Source organism: Salinibacterium sp. SWN139 (assembly GCF_015864625.1).
Taxonomy (GTDB): domain Bacteria; phylum Actinomycetota; class Actinomycetes; order Actinomycetales; family Microbacteriaceae; genus Rhodoglobus.
The window spans coordinates 213,013-233,044 of record NZ_JADYWV010000002.1; the positions used below are offsets into that span (position 1 = coordinate 213,013).

Below are 20,032 nucleotides of genomic sequence, written 5' to 3' on the forward strand. Positions count from 1 at the left end.
CCATTAGCGCGAGAATCGCGAAGCGATCTCGACCATGACACTTTCTTTGCCGGCGTAGATGCCGTCGGCGCGGGGCCAGTGCCCGATCACGTCGGTGAATCCGAGCGCGTCAGCGCGACCGACGGCGTCTTCCCACGTGTCGACGCTCTCCAGACTGAACTGGGGCGCACCATCCAGGTTGAGGTAGCGATCGAGGGTCGCGGATGCTCGGCCGGCCTTCTCGAGGGCGTCATCCATGCGCGCGGCGGTGTCGGCGACAATCTGCCACCACTCGTCGAGGGTGTCGGCGGTGCGGCCGAGAGTGAGCCAGCCGTCAGCCAGTTCGGCGGTCAAGCGCAGGCCGCGGGGGCCTTCGGCGGCGACCACGAAGGGCATGCGTGGTCGTTGGGCAGGTGCCCCGACCATCCGAGCGTTGACGGCAGTGAACCAGTCACCGCTAAAGCTGATGCCGCCGCTGCCGGGGTCTTCGAAGCGCAACAGCTCGTCGAGTCCGCGCACGAATTCTTCGAAGCGGGCATGACGTTGGCGCGGAGTGAGCTCGTCTTGGCCGAGCACAGTCGCGTCGAATCCGGTGCCGCCCGAGCCGACCCCGAGCAGAAAACGGCCAGCGCTCACATCATCGAGTGTCGCGAGTTCTTTGGCGAAGGGAACCGGATGCCGGTAGTTGGGCGAGGCAACAAAGGTACCGAGCCCGATGCGGCTCGTGACGCTCGCGGCGGCCGTGAGCGTGGGAATGGTGGCGTACCACTGCTCGTCGGAGAGAGATCGCCACGACAGATGGTCGTAAATCCATGCGTGATCGAAGCCGAGTTCCTCTGCCTGAATCCAGCGATGCTTGGCTTCAGCCCAAGGCTGTTGGGGGAGTATGACGATGCCGTGTCTCACGTTCTCACCCTACTCGGAGCCTCGGTCGGCGTTGTGGGGTCGCAGCACGGCCAAAGACACCTTAAACTGGTGGCATCATGGCCACTTTTGGAAATCTCACCGACCGCCTCGCGGATACCTTCAAAAACCTGCGCGGCAAGGGCAAGCTCAGCGAGGCGGATGTCGATGGCACCGTTCGCGAGATTCGCCGTGCCCTCCTCGATGCTGACGTCGCGCTCGAGGTCGTCAAGGAGTTCACGGGTCGCGTTCGCGAACGTGCGCTCGGTCACGAGGTTTCTGCGGCGTTGAATCCGGCCCAGCAGGTGGTACAGATCGTCAACGACGAGCTCGTCACGATTCTGGGTGGCGAGGCTCGCCGCATCGAGTTCGCGAAGAACCCGCCGACGGTCATCATGCTCGCGGGTCTGCAGGGTGCCGGTAAGACGACCCTCGCCGGAAAGCTCGCGAAGTGGCTCGCAGCTGACGGCCACACGCCGCTGTTGGTCGCCGCTGACCTCCAGCGCCCGAACGCTGTCACCCAGTTGCAGGTTGTTGCCGAGCAGGCTGGCGTCGCCGTCTTCGCTCCCGAACCGGGCAATGGCAAGGGTGACCCGGTCAAGGTCTCCAAGCAAGCGATGAAGTTTGCCAAAGACAAGCAGCACGATGTTGTGATCATTGACACCGCTGGTCGTTTGGGTGTGGATGCCGAGCTGATGAAGCAGGCAGCGAACATCCGTAAGGCTGTCGACCCTGACGAAGTGCTCTTCGTTATTGACGCGATGATCGGTCAAGACGCCGTCAAGACCGCTCGCGCCTTCCAAGAGGCCGTGGACTTCACGGGTGTAGTGCTCACCAAGCTCGATGGTGACGCTCGCGGTGGTGCAGCGCTGTCCGTTGCCTCCATCACCGGTCGTCCGATCATGTTCGCGTCGACGGGTGAAGGTCTTGGCGACTTCGAGCCGTTCCACCCCGACCGTATGGCGAGCCGCATCCTCGACCTCGGTGACATCCTCACCCTCATCGAGACGGCGCAGAAAACCTTCGACGAAGAAGAGTCGCGCAAGGTTGCCGAAAAGTTTGCGACAGACTCGTTCACTCTTGATGACTTTCTGCAGCAGATGCAGCAGCTCAAGAACATGGGCTCGATCAAGAGCATGCTTGGCATGCTTCCCGGTGCGAAGGGCATGCGCGAGCAGCTCGACAACTTCGATGAGTCGGAGATCACGCGCACTGAGGCCATCATCCAGTCGATGACAAAGCAGGAGCGCACCACGCCGAAGCTCCTCAATGGTTCGCGCCGCGTGCGTATTGCGCGCGGTTCGGGAACGACTGTCACCGAGGTGAACGCGCTCGTGAATCGCTTCGAGCAGGCCGCGAAGATGATGAAGACTGTCGCCAAGGGTGGCACGCCTCAGATTCCCGGCATGGGCCCAATCCCCGGCGGACATGGCGGCAAGTCAGCCAATGCGCGAAAGAACCAGAAGAAAAAGGGTTCCAAGTCTGGCAACCCCGCCAAGCGTGCTGCTGAGGATGCGGCGCGCGCTCAGGGCACTGTCGAACCGTCAGCACCGTCCGGTTCCGGGTTCGGCCTTGGTGGATCAAAGCCTGCCGCTGGTGGGCCCTCACCTGAAGAGCTGGAGAGCCTGCAGAAGTTTCTCGGGCGCTAGTCCGCGATAGTTGTTGAGGCCTCCGGCGTCGGTGGCGAACCACTCTTCTGGGTGTGTGCGGGAGGGGATATTGTGGAGCTATGACACAGAGCCGCCCCGTTCGTATTGCCGTTCAGCTTCAACCTCAGCACGCCGAATATTCGGTCATTCGTGACCGCGTAAAAGAGCTTGAACAGCTGGGTGTTGACGTTCTCTTCAACTGGGATCACTTCTTCCCGCTCTACGGCGAGCCCGACGGGCTGCACTTTGAAGCGTGGACCGAGCTGGCATCGTGGGCTGAGATGACGAGCCGCGTCGAATTCGGCACGCTCGTGAACTGCAATAGCTACCGCAACCCCGATCTGCAGGCCGACATGGCTCGCACCCTCGACCACATCAGTGGTGGCCGCTTCATCTTCGGTACAGGCTCTGGCTGGTTCGAGCGCGACTACCAGGAGTACGGCTACGAGTTCGGCACGGCCGGCTCGCGGTTGGATGCTCTTGCTGAAGCACTGCCGCGCATCGAGTCGCGCTGGCAGAAGCTCAACCCGCCGCCCACACGCAAGATCCCTGTTCTTATCGGTGGTGGGGGAGTGAAGAAGACTCTCAAGCTTGTCGCCAAGCACGCCGACATCTGGCACAGCTTCGCCACGGGCGAGGAGTTGGTGCACAAGCTCGAGGTGCTTGCCGGCCACTGCGAAACCGTCGGCCGCGACATCAACGAGATTGAGCTCTCGAATGAGTTGCGCGAGAAGAGCGTTGAAGATGCTGACAGCATGCGCGAGCAGGGCATCACCCTCTTCACGCTCGGTATTACCGGACCTGATTACGACCTCACGACCACCAAGCAGTGGCTTTCGTGGCGTGACTCTCAGAACGGCTAAAGGCACCTCTTTGGGGCTTTATTGGCGATCGGTTCCCCAAGCCATCAAAACTCTGGCAGAATAGGCGGTTGAGTCCTCCGTAGCCCGACCCTCTAATCAGGCCCGGATGGAATCCACTAGAGCTTTTCTGCCGAGTGTGCCCCCACGCTCACGGCTAGCGGTTCGCCACCAATAACATTTAAATCAGGAGAATTGTGGCTGTAAAGATTCGTTTGAAGCGCATGGGCAAGATCCGTGCACCCTACTACCGCATCGTCGTTGCCGACGCGCGCAAGAAGCGCGATGGTCGTGTCATCGAAGAAATCGGAAAGTACCACCCCACCGAGGAGCCCTCGTTCATCGAGGTCGAGTCCGAGCGTGCACAGTACTGGTTGAGCGTTGGCGCGCAGCCTAGCCCGCAGGTTGAGGCAATCCTCAAGCTGACCGGCGACTGGGGCCAGTTCAAGGGTGACAAGAACGCTGTAAGCACCGTCAAGGTCAAGGAAGCCAAGGCAGAGTTCCAGGCTGACGAGAAGAAGAAGCCTGTTCTCAAGCCCAAGGCTGAGAAGGCTGAGCCTAAGGCTGAAGAGGCACCTGCTGCAGAAGCTCCCGTCGCTGACGAGGCTCCTGCTGAAGCACCTGCCGCTGACGCAGACAAGGCTTAGCAATTGCTCGCTCCCGCGCTCGAACACCTCGTTAAAGGCATCGTCGATCACCCCGAAGACGTTCAGGTCGTTGCAAAGAACACGCAACGCGGCGAACTCCTCGAGGTTCGCGTGCACCCAGAAGATCTTGGCCGCGTAATCGGTCGCTCTGGTCGCACCGCGAAAGCACTGCGAACGCTGATCACGGCACTTGCCGATGGTCGCAAGGTTCGTGTCGACGTCGTCGACACTGACTTCTAAGCAGTGGGCGAAGTAAAGATTCCCCGAGAAGGTCGCACACAGCTGCGAGTGGGGCGTCTGACGAAGGCTCACGGGCTTAAGGGAGCCGTCAAAGTAGAGATGTACACGGATGCCCCGGAACGTCGTTTCGTTCCGGGCGCCGTGTTTTCTCTGCAAGTGCCGACAAGTTCGGCCTGGCATGGCAAGACACTGGAGCTCATTGAGCTCAAGTGGTTCAACGCACAACCGGTCGCGTTCTTTAAGGGCGTTCCTGACCGCAGTGCCGCTGAGAAGCTCGTTAAGGCAATTCTGTGGATCGATCACGATCCCAACGAAGCGCCAGAAGAAGACGCGTGGTTCAACCACCAGCTGATCGGCCTCACCGTTATCCGTGACGGTAAAAAGGTCGGCACTCTCGCTCAGGTAGATCATTTCCCCGGGCAAGACCTGCTGACGGTCACTACCGACAACGGTGACGTTCTGGTTCCCTTCGTGAAGTCCATCGTGGCTAGCGTCGACATTGACGCGGGCGAGATGGTGGTTACTCCACCTCCCGGACTCTTCGAGGAGATTGCGGAAGACGCATCCGAAGAGCCCACAGAAGCGGTCGCAGAAACGGTCGAAAAAGAGACGCCGAGCGCAGCTTCTGACGAGGCTGACGCGCCCGAGTGCGACTAGTAGCGAAGGTCACCGCGTGCGCATCGACATCGTGACGATCTTCCCCGATTTCTTCGGGGTGCTCGATATTTCTCTCCTGGGCAAGGCTCGCGAGCGGGGAATCATCGAGTTGGGTGTGCACGACCTGCGCGACTACACCCACGATCGTCATCGCACTGTCGATGACACTCCGTACGGTGGTGGCGCTGGCATGGTCATGCGCCCCGAGCCGTGGGGAGAAGCGCTGGATGCCGTTCTCACGCCCGAAACGGTAGTGATCGTTCCCACGCCTGCCGGCGTTCCGTTCACGCAGGCTGCAGCCCGCGAGTTGGCGCTCGAGAAGCATCTCGTCTTCACGTGCGGTCGCTATGAGGGCATCGATCAGCGAGTGATCGACTACGCGGCATCCACTGTTCGGGTTCGTGAGATCAGTCTCGGCGATTACGTGCTCAATGGCGGAGAAGTTGCCACGATGGCGATGATCGAGGCGATTGGCCGTCTCGTGCCAGGCGTGATCGGTAACCCTGAAAGTCTGACGGAGGAGAGCCACGAACAGGGCCTCCTCGAATACCCCAGCTACACCAAGCCATCGACGTGGCGTGAGCGTGCTGTACCTCCGGTGTTGCTCAGCGGCAACCACAAGGCAATTGCCGATTGGCGTCATGCGCAGCAGGTTGAGCGCACCAAGCGCGTTCGCCCCGATCTCTTGCCCGACGCGGAGTAGTACAACTTTCTTCGCGTCTCAGCCCCCTGTGTAAGCATGGAGCCATGACGCTCAGACTGATGCCCGGCTCCTTTTTCGCAGCGATTGCCGCAGTTGCTTTGCTAGCTGGTTGCACCGCGACTGACGTTGACTCTTCAGACTCGTCGTCGGCGGATGCCGCGACGCCAGCACCAGCTTCAACGGCGAGCTCCGAAGGCGGCGCCGGTGAATCGAGCGACTCGACACTCACCACCCGACGGATGACCGTCGACGACGTCACGATCGCCGATCTCACCGCGAGCCCGCTCCCGGATGGTTACGCGCAGTCTGCGGTGTCGGTGGATGCGTGGCCGGCCGTTGACGTGCTTGTCGACGCCACTGACGCCGAAGTCGTGCAGGCTCGGGGCGAGTTGGCGGCGACGCTCGGCGGAGCAGACATCGTCATCACCGCTGAGGTGGCGTCGTGCGAACTCATCGCCGTTTGGGTGCTCCCGCAGCCCGATAGCCTGCGCGTCGGCCACGAAACCAACCCGTCAGCGGTCGGATGCTCGGCTCCGACCACTTACGACGTGCTGTTTGCTATTCCGAAGGCAGGAACCAACAGCGAGGGCAGCTGGGACTACACCAGCACGGTTGCGCCGATTCAGCTCGAGCGTCGCGTCGGCACCCAAAGCTAGGGCTGCCGGCTAGCGAGAACGCTGGGGTGCGGTCTCGACGCGGTGAGGTTGAACGCGCGGACTGCCCCTACTTGCGAGCGGTAAGGACGAGCGGGCCGTCTGCAGTCACGGCAACGGTGTGCTCGAAGTGAGCCGCGCGCGAGCCGTCAGCACTGCGCAGCGTCCAGCCGTCGTCATCCGTGTAAATGTCGTCGGTGCCGATCATGAGCCACGGCTCGATGGCAAAGACGAGACCTGGCTTGAGCGGCATTCCACGACGGGCTTTTCCATCGTTGGGGATGTGTGGGTCGCCGTGCATTTCGCGGCCAACGCCGTGCCCGCCAAAGTCCAAGTTCACTTCGTAGCCGGCACCGTAGGCGACGTCTCCGATAGCGGCCGAAATAGCACCGATGCGGTTGCCGACGACCGCGGCGGCGATCCCGGCGTCCAGGGCGCGCGACGTGGCATCCATGAGTTTGAGATCTTCGTCGCGGGGTGTGCCCACAGCGAAGGTGATGGCTGAGTCCGCGACCCAGCCATCAACTGCGACCGCAAAGTCGAGGCTCACGAGGTCGCCATCCTTCAGCGTGTAGTCGTGGGGAAGTCCGTGCAGAGCGGCATCGTTGACCGACGTGCAGATGACCTTGCCGAACGGTGAAGCGCCGAACGAGGGGTGGTAGTCGATGTAGCAGCTCTCGGCGCCGCGTTCGCGGATCATGCTGTGGGCGAGGGCATCGATCTCGAGCAGGTTGGTGCCCACCTTGGTTGCTGCCTGTGTAGCGGTCAGCACGCTGGCCACAAACTCGCCAGCGGCCTTCATCTCATTGATTTCGGCGGGGGTTCTCAACTCGATCATGCGGTAACTGCCTCTTTCGTGTGCGGTGCTAGGAGTTGCGCAATGAACTCTCGGAGCTTGTCGATAAACGGTTCTTCACCGCGCGGGTCATACAAGAATGCACGCTCTAACAGTGAATCGGCGATTTCTACCGTCACTTCGATATCGAAAGCGAGCGCATCCGAAGCGGGAACCTTGTAGGTAGTGACAAGGAGATCGGTCAAAATCTCTGCCAACGCCGTGTTGTTGCTCTTGCGATCAACGTTGAAACGGCGGTCGATGATGTTGCCGAACGACAGCACTCGAAAACCTGGTTCGGTGCGGCAAAATTCAACGTAGAGATCGATGGCGGCGTTGAGGGCTTCGAGGCCCGTAGTGGCACGCTTCGCGAGGGTTGCCGAAAGCCCGGCGCGATACTTATCGAAGTTTCGCGACGCGAGGCCACGAAGAAGCGACTGGATGTTGGGAAAGTAGCGATAGATCACGCCAACCGAGGAGCGTGACCGCTTTGCGACTTCACTCGTGGTGAGGGCATCAATGCCTATTTCGTCGAGCAGTACAGCGGCCGCATCGAGGAGGACGTTGATTCGTTCTGCGCTTCGCTGCTGCACTGGTTCGGTGCGAACGATCGCGGTGTTGGGCACGGGGGACACCAAGTCTTTCGGTTCGATGCTTCTCAGCATTCCTGATCACATCGAAGATACCCTGAGAAGCATGATGATCAGGCGTGCGTTTTATTACTGGCAGTTCATCGCGGTACTGGTGTTGCCCGTGTGGGTGCTGATTGCGCGCGGAATCTACGGGTCGAGCGTGGGCTGGGACTTCGTTCTGTTCCTCATTCTGTGCCCGATATTGGCTTTCGCGCTGCTCGCCATCGCCGGTTTGACGGTCGCCCGCAAGAGTGTTCGCGACTCGAAGAGCGTCTCGTGGATTGATGCCGGACTGCTCACGGTCTGGCATGCGGCCATCATCATCTATGGCTTTGTGGATGCCTCGTTCCCGGCCGCCCTCATTGTGATCGTCGCTATTGCAGCGTTCTGGATCGCCCTGTGGCAGCTGGTTACCGAGACGCGCAACCGCTTCACGAGCCTTGTTGAGGGCTTCGAGCGCGATGCTCAACGGCCGACCTACCCGGGGGAGAAGCTCGACAATGGACGCGTGATCATCCTCGAACCGGATGAGAATGGTAATTTCGACTAAATCTGTGGCAGAATTATCGATTGTGCTCGCGCACGACTCTGCCATGAGGGCGTCGTAACCGCTTGAAGCACAAACTTTCTTATCTAACTAAGTGCGTTCGACTCATGGCGGGCGCAGAGAGCGATCACTAATGCATATTCTCGATGACGTCGACAAGGCGTCTCTCAAAGACAACATTCCTGATTTCCGTGCCGGCGATAACGTCAAGGTTCACGTAAACATCATCGAAGGTACGCGCTCGCGTATTCAGGTGTTCCAGGGCGTAGTTATCGGTCGTTCCGGCCACGGCGTTCGCGAGACCTTCACGGTCCGCAAGATCAGCTTCCAGGTCGGCGTAGAGCGTACCTTCCCGGTTCACTCGCCTGTCATCGACCACATTGAGGTTGTATCGCGCGGACTCGTCCGTCGCGCCAAGCTGTACTACTTGCGCGATCTTCGCGGCAAGAAGGCAAAGATCAAAGAGAAGCGCGACAACTAACACGACTCGCAATTCACAAACCAACGGCTCCCAGCGGCATATGCTTGCTGGGAGCTTTGGGGTTAAATGACAAACGAAACTGTTGAAAACACGCTGCCGGGCAGCCGTGGCGGTACTCGCCATGCAGCCAAGAAGACCGGCGGGTGGAAGCTTTTCCTTCGCGACTTAGTCATCATCTTTGTTGCGGCAATTCTGATCTCCTTTCTGATCAAGACGTATTTGGTGCGGTCGTTCTACATTCCGTCGTCGTCGATGGAAAATACGCTCCAGATCGATGACCGCATCTTGGTCAACCAGCTTGAGCCTGACCTTTTCGCGATTGAGCACGGAGACGTCGTTGTCTTCACTGATCCCGGCGGCTGGCTCCCCGCTATCTCCACCGAACCTCAGAACTGGTTTGTCGGCGCAGTGGATGGCGTTCTCGCCTTCGTCGGCCTGAGCGCTCCCGACAGCAGCAATCACCTCATCAAGCGCGTCATCGGGCTCCCGGGCGACACCGTGGAATGCTGCAACGAATTTGGGCAAATTGTTGTCAACGGCATCCCGCTGGAAGAGCCGTACATCAAGCTTCCCGATGCGGTTACTAAGGCCACTCAAGAGGATTTCTCTGTCACCGTTCCCGATGACTCCATTTGGGTGATGGGTGACAATCGCTATAACTCTGCTGACTCCGCCTTTCACAAAGACGATCCCACTGGCGGTTTCGTGAAGATCGATTCTGTTGTCGGACGCGCCATGCTCATCAGCTGGCCGACCGAACGGTGGAGCGTCCTCGACAACTACTCCACGACGTTCCAGCGGGTCACGCAGAACGCCGAGTAGACGATGGCGGTAGCAGACCCGAATAGCGACGTTGAGCTCGAACTCTTTCGGGCGGGCGCGCTGGCGGTTATTGGCTGCGACGAGGTAGGGCGCGGCGCGATTGCGGGCCCCGTCGGCGTCGGTATGACCGCCATGACGCCCGCACACGGCGTCTGGCCTGTGGGATTGCGTGATTCCAAGATGCTCAGCCAGAAACGTCGCGAACTCCTCGAGCCACTCACGCTCGAGTGGGCGCCGCTCTCCGCCGTGGGCTATGCGGATGCCACCGAGATCGATGCCATCGGCATCACCGCTGCCCTCGGGCTCGCCGGTAAGCGCGCGCTTATCCAGCTCCACGAAGCGGGGCTCGACATCATGGCGTCCATAGTGCTGTTGGACGGCAGCACCGACTGGCTCAGCGGCGCCCTGACTGTTGCGCCGCGAGTGCACACTCGCGTCAAGGCCGACCGTGATTGTGTATCGGTGGCTGCGGCATCCGTGGTGGCTAAAGTGCAACGCGACAAACTCATGATTGAGGCCGACGGGGAGTACCCGGGCTACGGCTGGCCGAGCAACAAGGGTTACGGTTCGGCGGCGCACTTCGAGGCAGTGCGAAGTTTGGGCGCGACCGAGCTTCATCGGCACACATGGTTGCGGTAGTGCGGCCTACAATAAAGGCAGCATGGATGAAGACGAGTTTGAAGACTACGACCGCGAGGTCGAGCTTGCGCTGTATCGCGAATACCGCGATGTAGTGAGCCAGTTCCGTTTTGTCATTGAAACGGAACGGCGGTTTTACCTCGCCAATGAGGTCGATTTGGTGCGCCGCGATACGGAGCACGACTTCTACTTTGAACTTTCGATGACCGATGTGTGGGTGTGGGATGTGTACCGTTCCGACCGCTTCGTGAAGAGCGTTCGCGTGCTCACGTTCAAAGACGTCAACATCGAAGAACTCAGCGCCAAGGATCTCGAACTGCCGAAGGAACTCGCGCTCGACGAATAGCGCGTGTCGCTGGTTGGCCCGCTGACACGTCGGTCGGGTGGCTGGCGTTCGCTGAACTTTTAGAGCTCGGGCAGCGCGGCGGCGAGTACCTCCGCGAGATGCTTGCCCTCGGTGTTCGCGAGTTGTGACGCTTGAGTGCGACACGAGAAGCCGTCGGCCACCAGCGTGCTGCCGGATGCCGCTTCACGCAGAGCAGGCAGGATGCCGTTCTCGGCAACCGCGACCGAAACGTCGTAGTGCCCTTGCTCCATGCCGAAGTTTCCGGCCAGCCCGCAGCATCCGCTGATCTCGGTGACGGTGGCTCCCGTGCTGGCGAGCAGGGCACGATCGGCGTCGAAACCCATGACGGCGTGCTGGTGGCAGTGCGGTTGAACGACGAAGGTCTGGTCGCTGAGGATGGGCGGTTGCCAGTTGGCTGGCCCCAGCGGTGCCGGCGCGGTGAGCAGCTCGGAGAGCGTAAAGGTTGACCGGGCGACTGCTGCCGCCGCGAGGTTGTCGGGCAGAAGCTCGGTCAGGTCGGAGCGCAACACGGCCGTGCACGAGGGCTCGATGCCGATGATCGGGATGCCGCGGTCGACATAGCCGGAGAACTCGCTCACCAGGTCGGTGAGCTTCTGGCGCGCGCCTGCCAACTGCCCGGTCGTAATCCAGGTGAGGCCGCAACACACATCGCGCTCGGGAAGCAGAATCTCGTAGCCGGCGGCATCCAGCACACGGATCGTGGCGCGAGCGATGTCCGGCGAGAAGTTGTCGGTGAACGAATCGGCCCAGAGGAGGACTTGGGGGCGCGGGGTTGAGTCGCAGTCCGCGACGCGGTCGCGATCAGCGGGTGCTGTCACGGAGACGGCGGTGGCGTCCCGTCCTGCGGTGGCTGCTTCGGCCGGGGGTGCCGCGCGCAGGGCGCGAGCCTCGGAGCTCGAACGGAAGGGGTGACGGGCGAAGGCGGGGAACGTGCGCCGAGCGTCCATTCCACCGGCCCACAGGGCGAGGCGTCGCACAAGCGGCACGCGCAATAGGGCGTTCGCGAGCGGGGCGATCGGCGAGATCAGGCGTGCCCAGCGCGGCAGTTGGCCAAGGAGGTAGTGGCTGCGCGGTCGAAGTTTTCCCTCGTAGCGGCGGTGCAGCACTTCGGCTTTGAGGGTGGCCATGTCGACGCCGGCGGGGCAGTCGCTGGCGCAGGCTTTGCAGGAGAGGCAGAGGTCGAGGGCGTCGTGCACTTCGGGCGAGTTCACGCCGCCCGTCACGAGGGTGCCGTTGGCCATTTCTTGCAGCACGCGGGCGCGACCGCGAGTGGAATCTTTCTCGTCGCCGGTCGCCAAGAACGATGGGCACATGACGCCGTGGCTGGCTGAGTTGTCGGCGCGACATTTGCCGACTCCGATGCAGCGGTGGCTGGCCGTGGTGAGATCGCCATCGTTGTCGCTGAACGCAAAACCGTTGACCTTGATCAGCGGGAGCGCGGCCGGCCGGCGCAGAGCAGCGTCGACCGGGGCCGGGTCAACGACGATGCCCGGGTTCAGCAGATTGTTCGGATCGAAAAGGCGCTTGAACTGCTCGAAGAGCTCGATTGCGGCGGGCGAATACATGCGCGGCAGCAGTTCGCTGCGTGCCCGACCGTCGCCGTGTTCGCCCGACAGCGAGCCGCCATGGGACGCGACGAGGGTGGCGGCGTCATCCACGAAGGCTCGCAGAACAGCGCCATCCGTGGCGAGGGGAATATCGAGACGCACATGGACGCAACCGTCGCCGAAATGGCCGTACGGCATCCCCTCAATGTTGTAGTCGGCCAGCAGAGCTTCGAAGTCGCGCAGGTAGGCGCCGAGACGTTCAGGCGGCACGGCGGCGTCTTCGAAACCGGGCCACGCTTGTTTTCCGGATGCCGTGCGCCCGGCGAGCCCGGCGCCATCTTCTCTGATGCGCCAGAGTTGTTTCGCGGCCGCCGAATCGGTGATGACGCGGGACTCGATTGCCTCAGCATCGGCGGCGAGACGGTTCGCGCGCTGGAGGGTCTCGGCGGGGTCGTCGCCCGTGATCTCGACGAGCAGCCAGCCGGCGCCTGCGGGCAGGGCGGCAACGGCGCGGGCTCCGCGCGTGCGGCTGACGGCATCCACGATGCGGGCATCGAGGCCCTCGATGGCGGTCGGGTGGTGAGCGAGTAGCGCGGGAACAGCGTCGGCGGCAGTCGCCATGTCGGGGTAGCCGAGGGCGACGAGCAGCGGATGCTGGGGCTCAGCCACGAGATCGACGGTCGCCTCGAGCACGGTCACGAGACTGCCTTCGGTGCCCACGAGACTGCGGGCCAGGTTGTTGCTGTGTTCGGGCAGGAGGTGTTCGAGGCTGTAGCCCGACACCTGACGGCCGAAACGCCCCAGCTCGGTACGGATTGTCGCGAGGTTGCCGCTGACGAGGGCGGGGAGACCGTCAACGATGCTCGGGTCGTTAGCGGCGGTGAATCGCCGCCCGCGGCCATCGACCACGTCAAGGCTCTTCACGTTGTCGGCGGTTTTGCCGAACTGCAGGGAATGAGCTCCGCAGGCATTGTTGCCAATCATGCCTCCGACGGTGCAGCGCGACCACGTAGAGGGATCGGGGCCGAAGCGCAGACCATGAGGCTGCGCGGCGGATTGGAGAGCCGCCAAGACGGTGCCGGGCTGCACGCGGGCGGTGCGAGCATCCGCGTCGATTTCAAGAACGTGGTTCAGATGGCGGGAGAAATCGAGCACGACGCCGGTGCCGATGGCGTTGCCCGCGACTGAGGTGCCGCCTCCGCGCGAGGTAAGGGGAGTGCCGCTGTCGCGAGAGACCGAGAGCGCCGCCAGCACGTCGTCGGTGTCACGCGGAAACACGACCACTTGCGGCACGACGCGATAGTTCGACGCATCGCTCGAGTATTCGGCACGGCGGCGCGTGGAGTCATCGACTTCGCCACCGACGGCGGATCGGAGCGCGTGAACGACTTCGCTGCGATGGTGCAGAGACGTGTCCGGCATCTTCCTATTGTGCCTCTAGAGTCATTTCATGCCCCTGATTGCCACCATCGTGCTTGCCGGATTCGGCTTTGGGCTCTCGCTGATCATCGCCATTGGTGCGCAGAACGCCTTCGTTCTGCGGCAAGGATTGCGCCGCGAACACGTCACCGCAGTGGTGCTGGTGTGCACGCTTTCTGACATCGTGCTGATCATCGCCGGTGTCGCGGGACTCGGCGCCCTCATCGAGCAAGCGGGGTGGCTGCTCGTGATCGCCCGCGTCGGTGGTGCGCTCTTCCTCCTCGTCTACGCGTTCTTGTCGCTTCGCCGGGCGGCCCGACCGCAAGCACTCACCGCAACAGCATCCGGGGCGGGGATGACGCTCGCTGCAGCCCTCTCGACAGCGCTCGCGCTCACCTGGCTCAACCCGCACGTGTATATCGATACCGTGCTGCTGCTCGGCTCCATCGGCGGCACCTATGGCGACAACCGGTGGTGGTTTGCCCTCGGAGCGTGTCTCGGCAGCGTGATCTGGTTCACGGCGATCGGCTACGGCAGCCGGTATCTACGACCGCTCTTCGCCAAGCCGGTGGCATGGCGGGTGCTCGACATCCTGATCGCCGTCATCATGGTTGTGCTGGCAGCGAGTTTGCTCGCCGGGCTGTGAGGTCGAACATCCACTCATTGACTCGAATGGGATGCCCCTTCGGATACTCGAAGTCAGCTTCGCCCACGAGCGTGAAACCAGTGCGGGCACACAGAGCATTGGATGCCGCGTTGTCGGTGCGAGGAAACGCAAAAACCTGATCCCGTTCGCCATGGTCTGCCGCGTGCTGCAGGCATTCGGAGAGGGCGGTGGACGCTATGCCGTGGCCCTGATGGGCGGAGTGCACGCTCCACCCGGTTTCGTAGACATCGCGGTCGCGCCACCGCTTCTTCCAGTACCCCACAGAACCCACCGGCTCTGGCGCCGAGGATGACCGGATGCGGAACATGCGCGCGTCGCCCGTCTCCCACAGATGCAAAAACTGGGCATGTCTGGTGACGATCTGTTGATCGCTTTCGGGCCCGCCGAGATAGACGGTCATCTCGGGAGTGTTGCTGCGTTCGAGCACGGGAAGATCGTCGACCTGCCACCGCTCAAGCCATACGTTGCGCTCCGAATCGCTCGTCATACCGGCACGATACCCCGAGTGCGGTGTCATCATCCATGAAGCTTTAATGAAAATTTATTACCTTCTCTGGGCAGTGGGGTCGCGGCGTGCTAGAAATCAACTATGCGCAGTTGTGAAGTCGCTCTTATCGGTATCGCGGTGGTGTTCGGCCTTGCCGGGTGCGTGTCAGCTGAGCCCCACGCAGCCGAATCATCGGGGCAGTCGGGCGAGTCTGGCGTCGTGACAGAGGGGAGCAAGTGGGAAATGCCACTGCTCAGCGCTGACTCTAACTTTCTGAACCCTGACTCTCCGTACTCGGTGCTCTTCGAGCAAGTGGATTCCGGCTCACACGAATACTCACTGCCTCCTCTCGGTGACTCCGTCGACCAACTCTTTCTCGCGATTGGCTGCGACAGGAGCACCCCGTATGAAGTGGCGTTGGTTTCTGGTGAAACGGTCGTGGATAGCACGTGGGCGAGTAACTGCGCCAGTGAGCGGGGCACACCAGCATCGACCTATCTCACTTCGTCTCTCGAGGGTGACCTGTCGACGTTGACGCTGAGGGTTACCGTTGACGACGGTGCTCGGTTCAGCGTCTCGGTGTTCGAAGCGGCGAGTGCTGCCGATTAGGTAACTAGTCCTCCCCAGTTCGTCACGCGGGGAAGTCTTCTCCCATTCGTGCTGGGCCACGTTCTTGGGCATGCTCAGGCGCGACTCTTGAGCCATGGCAGCAAAAGACGAACTAGGCGCGCACGGCGAGACCCTCGCCGCCGACCACCTCATCAGTGCAGGGCTCGAGATCCTCGATCGCAATTGGCGGTGCTCACAGGGCGAACTCGACATTGTGGCGCGCGAGCGCAACGAGCTCGTGTTCGTCGAGGTCAAGACTCGTTCGAGTGTGCTGTTCGGGCATCCGTTCGAATCGATCACTGCCACGAAACTCGCACGTCTGCGACGACTTGCTGCGGCTTGGTGTGACGATCATCCGGGATCTGGTACTTCCGTGCGCATCGATGCCGTTGCGGTGATTCTGCCCTCGCGCGGAGTCGTGGAGATCGAACACTTGATGCGCATCTCGTGATCGGCAGAACCTACGCCGTCTCCCTACTCGGCCTCGAGGGTGCGATCGTCGAGATAGAAGCAGACCTCTCCAACAACCTTCCCGGATTCGTGCTCATCGGCTTGCCCGATACTGCGCTTGGCGAAGCGAAAGACCGCGTGCGGGCCGCAGCGACGAACTCCGGCTGCGGGCTGCCCAACCGCAAAATCACCGTCAACCTGTCGCCGGCTGCGTTGCCCAAACACGGCTCCGGTTTCGACCTGGGGATAGCCGTCGCGGCGCTCGCCGCCTCCGGAACTATCTCTGCAGAATCGATCGACCGGGTGCTTCATATCGGAGAACTCGGTCTTGATGGGCGCTTGCGTCCAGTGAACGGTGTGCTGCCCGCAGTGCTCGCCGCATCGCGGGCCGGATTCACCACAGTGATGGTGCCGAGCGGTAATGCCGATGAAGCGTCGCTCGTGCCAGACATGCGAGTGATCGCAATGCCGTCACTGCGGGATGCCGCCATTTGGCATGGCGGAGAATTCGAGCCTGAGCCCGTTGAGGTGATTACACGACCCACCCCCGAGGCGGCCCCGGACACCGGTGGCGACCTTGCCGACATGATCGGCAGTAGCGATGCGATCGACGCAATGCTCGTCGCCGCCGCCGGTGGCCACCACGTGTTCCTGCTCGGCCCTCCCGGGGCTGGCAAAACCATGCTTGCCGCGCGACTGCCCGGGCTCTTGCCCGACCTCGACCCCCAAGCAGCTCTCGAAGTCTCCTCCATTCGCTCGTTAGCCGGGTTGCCGGTGGGGAGCAGCCTCACCACCCGACCACCCCTCGAAGCACCCCATCACACGGCGACGGCCGCGGCGCTCGTGGGAGGCGGCAGCTCGCAGATTCGTCCGGGGGCTGCCGCCCGAGCCTCCGACGGAGTGCTCTTTCTCGATGAGTCAAACAATAGGATTTACAACGGTGCAACCCTATACATAAGGTACGAGGCCTAATACAATATTTGATAACGGCAACTACCAGCGGTGGACCGCGCAACCGCAGAGCGCTTGAGGTTAGAGATTCACTCCCTCTCGCAAGGCGGAGCTACACGTGGACCCGTGGTCTCGTGACTCAACCACGAATCTAAGGAGTTGCCATGGAAGTTGTATTCCCTGACATCTACGGAGCCGATCGCGGCTTCAACGTGAGATCAGATCTCACTCAAACTGTTGACGGTGTGTCTCTCAACGTTATCTGGAACGAATTCCAAGATGCATTGAGCGAATGGAACAGTGGGCGCACAGCCTTCCAAGCGCTGTTCTCGTTCGACACTACCGATGCTTACGCATTGGTCACTGACGACATCAGTAACTCAATCAAGTTCGAGCAGGCGTCCCAGTTCGGTCTTGCAAGTGCCGGACGCGCGAAGCCCGACTATCTCCGCATGGGATATGGCTTCGAGTGGTTCGACATGGCTCTGCGATACACGCGCGCTTATCTCCGCGAAGTTAGCTCTGAACAGCTTCGAGCGCAGCACAGCGCAATTCTCGAAGCTGACAATCGCCACCTCTTTGGCGGAATCATGCAGGCGCTCACAGCAAAACCGGCGAACACCGGGAGCCGTTTAGTTTCGCCTGAGGGTCTGCCGGTTTTCGCGCTCTGGGACGGACTGTCGGATTCCACTCCAACGCCTTACGGCGGGAAAACGTTCACAGCAGGGCATCAGCACTACCTAGTGTCTGGTGCTGCAACCGTTGACGGCGGCGACCTGAAGCAACAGATCGACACTATCCAAGAGCACGGCTTCGGTGTCCGCGCTTCCGGGGAGCAGATTGTCATATTCGTTCACCCGAGCGACTTTGAGGTCATCCGCACGTTCCGGTACGACTCGGCCAACGCCGCGATGAATCCTTACGATTTCATTCCTTCGGTCTCGGCGCCTGCGTACTTGACTGATGCTGCAATCGTTGGAGACAAAGCGCCTTCGACGTACAAGAATCTCTCGATTGAGGGATCTTACGGAGACGCCTGGATTCACAGCGACTACCTCGTGCCTCAGGGTTATCTGATCGCGGTTGCGACTGCTGGGCCGGGTAGCGGACGTAACCCAGTGGCATTCCGTCAGTTCCCGCGTAAAGAAGGTCAAGGACTGCTTCTTCACTCCGAGAATTCGGCGTACCCACTAATTGGAGCGTCGTATGAGCGAGGCTTCGGTGCTGGCATTCGGAATCGTTCGGCTGCGGCCGTAACGCAAATCAAGGCTTCGGGTTCGTACGTCAATCCCGAATGGCCGTCGTAGGCCCAACCTGTTGCCGTTGAGAATTTCACTCCCTCTTTCGCTCGACGGCTTCACTCTAGAGCGCCGGTGTTCGTGGTCCGGCACCGGCGCTCTTCATCCAACGGACCTCTTAGAAGGGACCACCTCTAATGACATTTCTCGAATCTCTCGGACTCACTCCAGATGTCTCACCGCAAGATCTCCATGCTGCGATAAAAACACGCAGCAGCCCACAGACTGATCAGTGGGTCGCAGAGCGTCAACACGCGCTGAGGTTAGCTCCCCACAATCGCTATATGCGCGATCCCCAGACCTACCTAGGAGCGCGCATCGCCGACGCCATGACACATCTCGACGGTGATCTTGCTATCAACCCAGTACCGATTGTTCGTTGCCGCAACCTCCGGTTTGACTCCGCTCACGAGCGTGACCGCAAGGACCAGAGTCCGCTGGCCAGAGCTTCGGTTATCGAGAATTGCGTCAAGTGCAACGTTTCTACTAACGCCGCACTCGTGCCGTTCTGGGTGGCGTTTGGGCAATACATTGTGCAGGTCGACCTCTGCGGCTCTTGCGCCGAAATTGCAATCTTTGAGCACGGCGCCGTTCTTCAAGTTGCGACGTCGGGAGTTTGACATGGATAGAGCGAAATGCGCCGCGGTAACAGCGAACGGTCCCAACGCTGGCAATCCCTGCCAACGTGCTCCAGTCCACGGCTCAAAAACTTGTCAAGCTCACGGAGGGGCAAAGTACAAGCCCAACGATGTAATCGCCAAAGCGCTTGATGGACTCGTCAAGCCTCGCTGTAAGTACACGCGCCGGAACGGTGAGCAGTGCAAAAATTCCCCAATCCGGGGTGGCACTGTCTGCAAGAAACACGGCGGTGCTGCTGCGCATATTCAGCGCAAGGCCAAAGAGCGTTTGATGTACATGATCGAACCAGCGCTAGTCGAGCTAGGCAAAATTCTCTCAGCTCCGAGCACCGGCGACGGCGACAAGCTTCGTGCGATCAGCATGGTCTTGGATAGAACCGGCTACGGCAAGGGCATGACTGTCGAGCACACCCAATCTAAGCCGTGGGAGGTCACGATGGAGCATATTCTGACGGAAGTACCGGAGGCGCGGCAGCACGACTCTGAGCAGATCGAAGATGCCGTCGTCATTGAAGATACTTCGGAAGAAACGTTTCCCCCAGTGGAGCCCTTGCGTCCAGAATTCGACGGTCCACGTATTGGACCGATAAACGGCGGTGATGGCGGAATCTTGAGCTACGGCAAGTCGAAAATGAACAATGCCGTTGAGCACCCTTCGAGGGGAAACCGAGATGAGTGACATCGACGCTGAAACAGATTCTGCAGAGTTCTCGCCGGGTGAATCGAAGCCCGACGAACAGCCGAACCCTCTCGACCCACCGAGCAAGCACCGAGAGCACTTGGCTTCGAGAAGAACTCAGTGGTCCGATTTGTAGGTTCGCACGGTTGGAGAATCCGGCGAACAACGGCGCAGGGTTGGAACAGCCCTCCTCGGCTCGTGTTCGCGGTCGCGCCAAGCTGTCCGCCTGTCCCTCATGGAACCCGAGACTGCGCATGTCGTGCATTCCGGTATGAATCCGAAGCCCTCGAATACATACGAGAGCGCGACGATAGAGAGTCTTAGGTTTCTTGGTATCGAATCGATCAAGGGCTGCGAGATAGTCGCTCAGGTCGACGCTCAGCAACGCTCCGTAGTGTGCTGCTGGCTCGTGGGTGGACTCGATTGTACGATTCGTCGACTTCGAAAAAAGTCCAACACTCCATTACAACGCCTGATACAATTGTTTGTATCGGGATCGAAGCAATTCTCCCGAATGCCGCTAGAGGCTCTGCGATCAGAGTCTCAGGTACTAACTTCGCTCGGGCTGAAAGCAATCCGGGGGGCCGAGGACGCGGGATAGGTAACTATCCTTTGGACGGTCCACGTGGTACTCCCGTTTAGGCGACAGCAACTCGCCAAGTTCATTCCGTTT

Annotated in this window: 23 protein-coding genes and 1 pseudogene; 19 read left to right on the forward strand and 5 right to left on the reverse strand. The window is 60.9% G+C overall.

Features of this window, described 5'->3' with window-relative positions:
- Nucleotides 1-3 precede the first annotated feature (3 nt).
- Nucleotides 4-885, reverse strand: coding sequence for an LLM class flavin-dependent oxidoreductase (locus tag I6E74_RS06115; RefSeq protein ID WP_197123990.1), 882 nt, complete (start codon nucleotides 883-885; stop codon nucleotides 4-6).
- A gap of 77 nt (nucleotides 886-962) precedes the next feature.
- Between I6E74_RS06115 and ffh the strand changes: the two genes are divergently transcribed.
- The 7 genes from ffh to I6E74_RS06150 all read left to right on the forward strand — a co-directional run bounded on the left by ffh (nucleotide 963) and on the right by I6E74_RS06150 (nucleotide 6,294).
- Nucleotides 963-2,531 carry a signal recognition particle protein gene (gene ffh / locus I6E74_RS06120; protein ID WP_197123992.1) on the forward strand — a complete coding sequence of 523 codons (1,569 nt, stop codon included), beginning with the start codon at nucleotides 963-965 and terminating at the stop codon, nucleotides 2,529-2,531.
- An 80-nt stretch (nucleotides 2,532-2,611) separates the two neighbouring features.
- Nucleotides 2,612-3,394 (forward strand): LLM class F420-dependent oxidoreductase, encoded by a 783-nt coding sequence (locus tag I6E74_RS06125; RefSeq protein ID WP_197123994.1) that lies wholly within the window; start codon nucleotides 2,612-2,614, stop codon nucleotides 3,392-3,394.
- Nucleotides 3,395-3,588: 194 nt separating this feature from the next.
- On the forward strand, nucleotides 3,589-4,038 hold the full coding sequence (gene rpsP, locus I6E74_RS06130; protein WP_197123996.1) for a 30S ribosomal protein S16: 450 nt from the start codon (nucleotides 3,589-3,591) through the stop codon (nucleotides 4,036-4,038).
- Between the two features lie 3 nt (nucleotides 4,039-4,041).
- Nucleotides 4,042-4,278, forward strand: coding sequence for an RNA-binding protein (locus I6E74_RS06135; RefSeq protein ID WP_010203243.1), 237 nt, complete (start codon nucleotides 4,042-4,044; stop codon nucleotides 4,276-4,278).
- A 48-nt stretch (nucleotides 4,279-4,326) separates the two neighbouring features.
- Entirely contained in the window at nucleotides 4,327-4,935 is a 609-nt protein-coding gene (gene rimM, locus I6E74_RS06140; protein ID WP_197123998.1) for a ribosome maturation factor RimM, read from the forward strand.
- A 16-nt stretch (nucleotides 4,936-4,951) separates the two neighbouring features.
- On the forward strand, nucleotides 4,952-5,638 hold the full coding sequence (gene trmD / locus I6E74_RS06145) for a tRNA (guanosine(37)-N1)-methyltransferase TrmD (protein ID WP_197124000.1): 687 nt from the start codon (nucleotides 4,952-4,954) through the stop codon (nucleotides 5,636-5,638).
- A gap of 44 nt (nucleotides 5,639-5,682) precedes the next feature.
- A complete protein-coding gene (locus I6E74_RS06150) occupies nucleotides 5,683-6,294 on the forward strand; it encodes a hypothetical protein (RefSeq protein WP_197124002.1) in 612 nt (203 codons plus the stop codon).
- A 67-nt stretch (nucleotides 6,295-6,361) separates the two neighbouring features.
- Here the strand turns inward: I6E74_RS06150 and map are convergent, their stop codons facing one another.
- Both map and I6E74_RS06160 read right to left on the reverse strand, forming a co-directional pair.
- Nucleotides 6,362-7,129, reverse strand: a complete 768-nt coding sequence (gene map / locus I6E74_RS06155; protein WP_197124004.1) for a type I methionyl aminopeptidase — start codon at nucleotides 7,127-7,129, stop codon at nucleotides 6,362-6,364.
- Nucleotides 7,126-7,791 (reverse strand): TetR/AcrR family transcriptional regulator, encoded by a 666-nt coding sequence (locus I6E74_RS06160; protein ID WP_231604814.1) that lies wholly within the window; start codon nucleotides 7,789-7,791, stop codon nucleotides 7,126-7,128. Before I6E74_RS06160 ends, map begins: the two co-directional genes overlap by 4 nt.
- A 31-nt stretch (nucleotides 7,792-7,822) precedes the next feature.
- Here I6E74_RS06160 and I6E74_RS06165 point away from each other — a divergent pair, with 31 nt between their 5' ends.
- From I6E74_RS06165 to I6E74_RS06185, 5 genes are all read left to right on the forward strand, one after another.
- Nucleotides 7,823-8,308 (forward strand): MFS transporter, encoded by a 486-nt coding sequence (locus I6E74_RS06165; protein ID WP_197124006.1) that lies wholly within the window; start codon nucleotides 7,823-7,825, stop codon nucleotides 8,306-8,308.
- 130 nt (nucleotides 8,309-8,438) lie between these two features.
- Nucleotides 8,439-8,786, forward strand: a complete 348-nt coding sequence (gene rplS / locus I6E74_RS06170) for a 50S ribosomal protein L19 (RefSeq protein ID WP_197124008.1) — start codon at nucleotides 8,439-8,441, stop codon at nucleotides 8,784-8,786.
- A 66-nt stretch (nucleotides 8,787-8,852) separates the two neighbouring features.
- Nucleotides 8,853-9,608 (forward strand): signal peptidase I, encoded by a 756-nt coding sequence (lepB, locus tag I6E74_RS06175; protein ID WP_197124010.1) that lies wholly within the window; start codon nucleotides 8,853-8,855, stop codon nucleotides 9,606-9,608.
- A 3-nt stretch (nucleotides 9,609-9,611) separates the two neighbouring features.
- On the forward strand, nucleotides 9,612-10,247 hold the full coding sequence (locus I6E74_RS06180) for a ribonuclease HII (RefSeq protein ID WP_197124012.1): 636 nt from the start codon (nucleotides 9,612-9,614) through the stop codon (nucleotides 10,245-10,247).
- Nucleotides 10,248-10,269: 22 nt separating this feature from the next.
- Nucleotides 10,270-10,593 carry a DUF2469 domain-containing protein gene (locus tag I6E74_RS06185; RefSeq protein ID WP_009772690.1) on the forward strand — a complete coding sequence of 108 codons (324 nt, stop codon included), beginning with the start codon at nucleotides 10,270-10,272 and terminating at the stop codon, nucleotides 10,591-10,593.
- Between the two features lie 59 nt (nucleotides 10,594-10,652).
- Here the strand turns inward: I6E74_RS06185 and I6E74_RS06190 are convergent, their stop codons facing one another.
- Nucleotides 10,653-13,583, reverse strand: coding sequence for an FAD-binding and (Fe-S)-binding domain-containing protein (locus tag I6E74_RS06190; protein ID WP_197124014.1), 2,931 nt, complete (start codon nucleotides 13,581-13,583; stop codon nucleotides 10,653-10,655).
- A 28-nt stretch (nucleotides 13,584-13,611) separates the two neighbouring features.
- On the opposite strand from I6E74_RS06190, the gene I6E74_RS06195 reads away from it, so the two are divergent.
- Nucleotides 13,612-14,226, forward strand: a complete 615-nt coding sequence (locus I6E74_RS06195; RefSeq protein ID WP_197124016.1) for a LysE/ArgO family amino acid transporter — start codon at nucleotides 13,612-13,614, stop codon at nucleotides 14,224-14,226.
- Here I6E74_RS06195 and I6E74_RS06200 read toward each other — a convergent pair.
- Nucleotides 14,186-14,734: a GNAT family N-acetyltransferase gene (locus tag I6E74_RS06200; RefSeq protein WP_197124018.1), complete on the reverse strand. Its 549-nt coding sequence runs from the start codon at nucleotides 14,732-14,734 to the stop codon at nucleotides 14,186-14,188. The genes I6E74_RS06195 and I6E74_RS06200 overlap by 41 nt on opposite strands.
- A 102-nt stretch (nucleotides 14,735-14,836) precedes the next feature.
- Here I6E74_RS06200 and I6E74_RS06205 point away from each other — a divergent pair, with 102 nt between their 5' ends.
- The 6 genes and pseudogenes from I6E74_RS06205 to I6E74_RS06230 all read left to right on the forward strand — a co-directional run bounded on the left by I6E74_RS06205 (nucleotide 14,837) and on the right by I6E74_RS06230 (nucleotide 19,359).
- Nucleotides 14,837-15,343: a hypothetical protein gene (locus tag I6E74_RS06205; RefSeq protein ID WP_197124020.1), complete on the forward strand. Its 507-nt coding sequence runs from the start codon at nucleotides 14,837-14,839 to the stop codon at nucleotides 15,341-15,343.
- 94 nt (nucleotides 15,344-15,437) lie between these two features.
- Entirely contained in the window at nucleotides 15,438-15,794 is a 357-nt protein-coding gene (locus I6E74_RS06210; protein WP_197124022.1) for a YraN family protein, read from the forward strand.
- Nucleotides 15,791-16,714: pseudogene (locus I6E74_RS14720) on the forward strand (YifB family Mg chelatase-like AAA ATPase); the annotation flags it as partial. The gene I6E74_RS06210 and the pseudogene I6E74_RS14720, both read left to right, overlap by 4 nt.
- A gap of 194 nt (nucleotides 16,715-16,908) precedes the next feature.
- Nucleotides 16,909-18,051 carry a hypothetical protein gene (locus I6E74_RS06220; RefSeq protein WP_197124024.1) on the forward strand — a complete coding sequence of 381 codons (1,143 nt, stop codon included), beginning with the start codon at nucleotides 16,909-16,911 and terminating at the stop codon, nucleotides 18,049-18,051.
- 275 nt (nucleotides 18,052-18,326) lie between these two features.
- Complete coding sequence (locus I6E74_RS06225) at nucleotides 18,327-18,662, forward strand: hypothetical protein (protein WP_197124026.1); 336 nt, start codon at nucleotides 18,327-18,329, stop codon at nucleotides 18,660-18,662.
- 289 nt (nucleotides 18,663-18,951) lie between these two features.
- Entirely contained in the window at nucleotides 18,952-19,359 is a 408-nt protein-coding gene (locus I6E74_RS06230; protein ID WP_197124028.1) for a hypothetical protein, read from the forward strand.
- The last annotated feature ends 673 nt before the right edge of the window (nucleotides 19,360-20,032 follow it).

Bases quoted from the DNA above. Each gene is read 5' to 3' on its own strand.
- ffh (WP_197123992.1), top strand. From the start codon at position 963: ATGGCCACTTTTGGAAATCTCACCGACCGCCTCGCGGATACCTTCAAA.
- I6E74_RS06125 (WP_197123994.1), top strand. From the start codon at position 2,612: ATGACACAGAGCCGCCCCGTTCGTATTGCCGTTCAGCTTCAACCTCAG.
- I6E74_RS06150 (WP_197124002.1), top strand. From the start codon at position 5,683: ATGACGCTCAGACTGATGCCCGGCTCCTTTTTCGCAGCGATTGCCGCA.
- map (WP_197124004.1), bottom strand. From the start codon at position 7,129: ATGATCGAGTTGAGAACCCCCGCCGAAATCAATGAGATGAAGGCCGCT.
- I6E74_RS06160 (WP_231604814.1), bottom strand. From the start codon at position 7,791: ATGCTGAGAAGCATCGAACCGAAAGACTTGGTGTCCCCCGTGCCCAAC.
- I6E74_RS06165 (WP_197124006.1), top strand. From the start codon at position 7,823: ATGATGATCAGGCGTGCGTTTTATTACTGGCAGTTCATCGCGGTACTG.
- rplS (WP_197124008.1), top strand. From the start codon at position 8,439: ATGCATATTCTCGATGACGTCGACAAGGCGTCTCTCAAAGACAACATT.
- lepB (WP_197124010.1), top strand. From the start codon at position 8,853: ATGACAAACGAAACTGTTGAAAACACGCTGCCGGGCAGCCGTGGCGGT.
- I6E74_RS06180 (WP_197124012.1), top strand. From the start codon at position 9,612: ATGGCGGTAGCAGACCCGAATAGCGACGTTGAGCTCGAACTCTTTCGG.
- I6E74_RS06185 (WP_009772690.1), top strand. From the start codon at position 10,270: ATGGATGAAGACGAGTTTGAAGACTACGACCGCGAGGTCGAGCTTGCG.
- I6E74_RS06190 (WP_197124014.1), bottom strand. From the start codon at position 13,583: ATGCCGGACACGTCTCTGCACCATCGCAGCGAAGTCGTTCACGCGCTC.
- I6E74_RS06195 (WP_197124016.1), top strand. From the start codon at position 13,612: ATGCCCCTGATTGCCACCATCGTGCTTGCCGGATTCGGCTTTGGGCTC.
- I6E74_RS06200 (WP_197124018.1), bottom strand. From the start codon at position 14,734: ATGACGAGCGATTCGGAGCGCAACGTATGGCTTGAGCGGTGGCAGGTC.
- I6E74_RS06205 (WP_197124020.1), top strand. From the start codon at position 14,837: ATGCGCAGTTGTGAAGTCGCTCTTATCGGTATCGCGGTGGTGTTCGGC.
- I6E74_RS06210 (WP_197124022.1), top strand. From the start codon at position 15,438: ATGGCAGCAAAAGACGAACTAGGCGCGCACGGCGAGACCCTCGCCGCC.
- I6E74_RS06220 (WP_197124024.1), top strand. From the start codon at position 16,909: ATGGAAGTTGTATTCCCTGACATCTACGGAGCCGATCGCGGCTTCAAC.
- I6E74_RS06225 (WP_197124026.1), top strand. From the start codon at position 18,327: ATGCGCGATCCCCAGACCTACCTAGGAGCGCGCATCGCCGACGCCATG.
- I6E74_RS06230 (WP_197124028.1), top strand. From the start codon at position 18,952: ATGTACATGATCGAACCAGCGCTAGTCGAGCTAGGCAAAATTCTCTCA.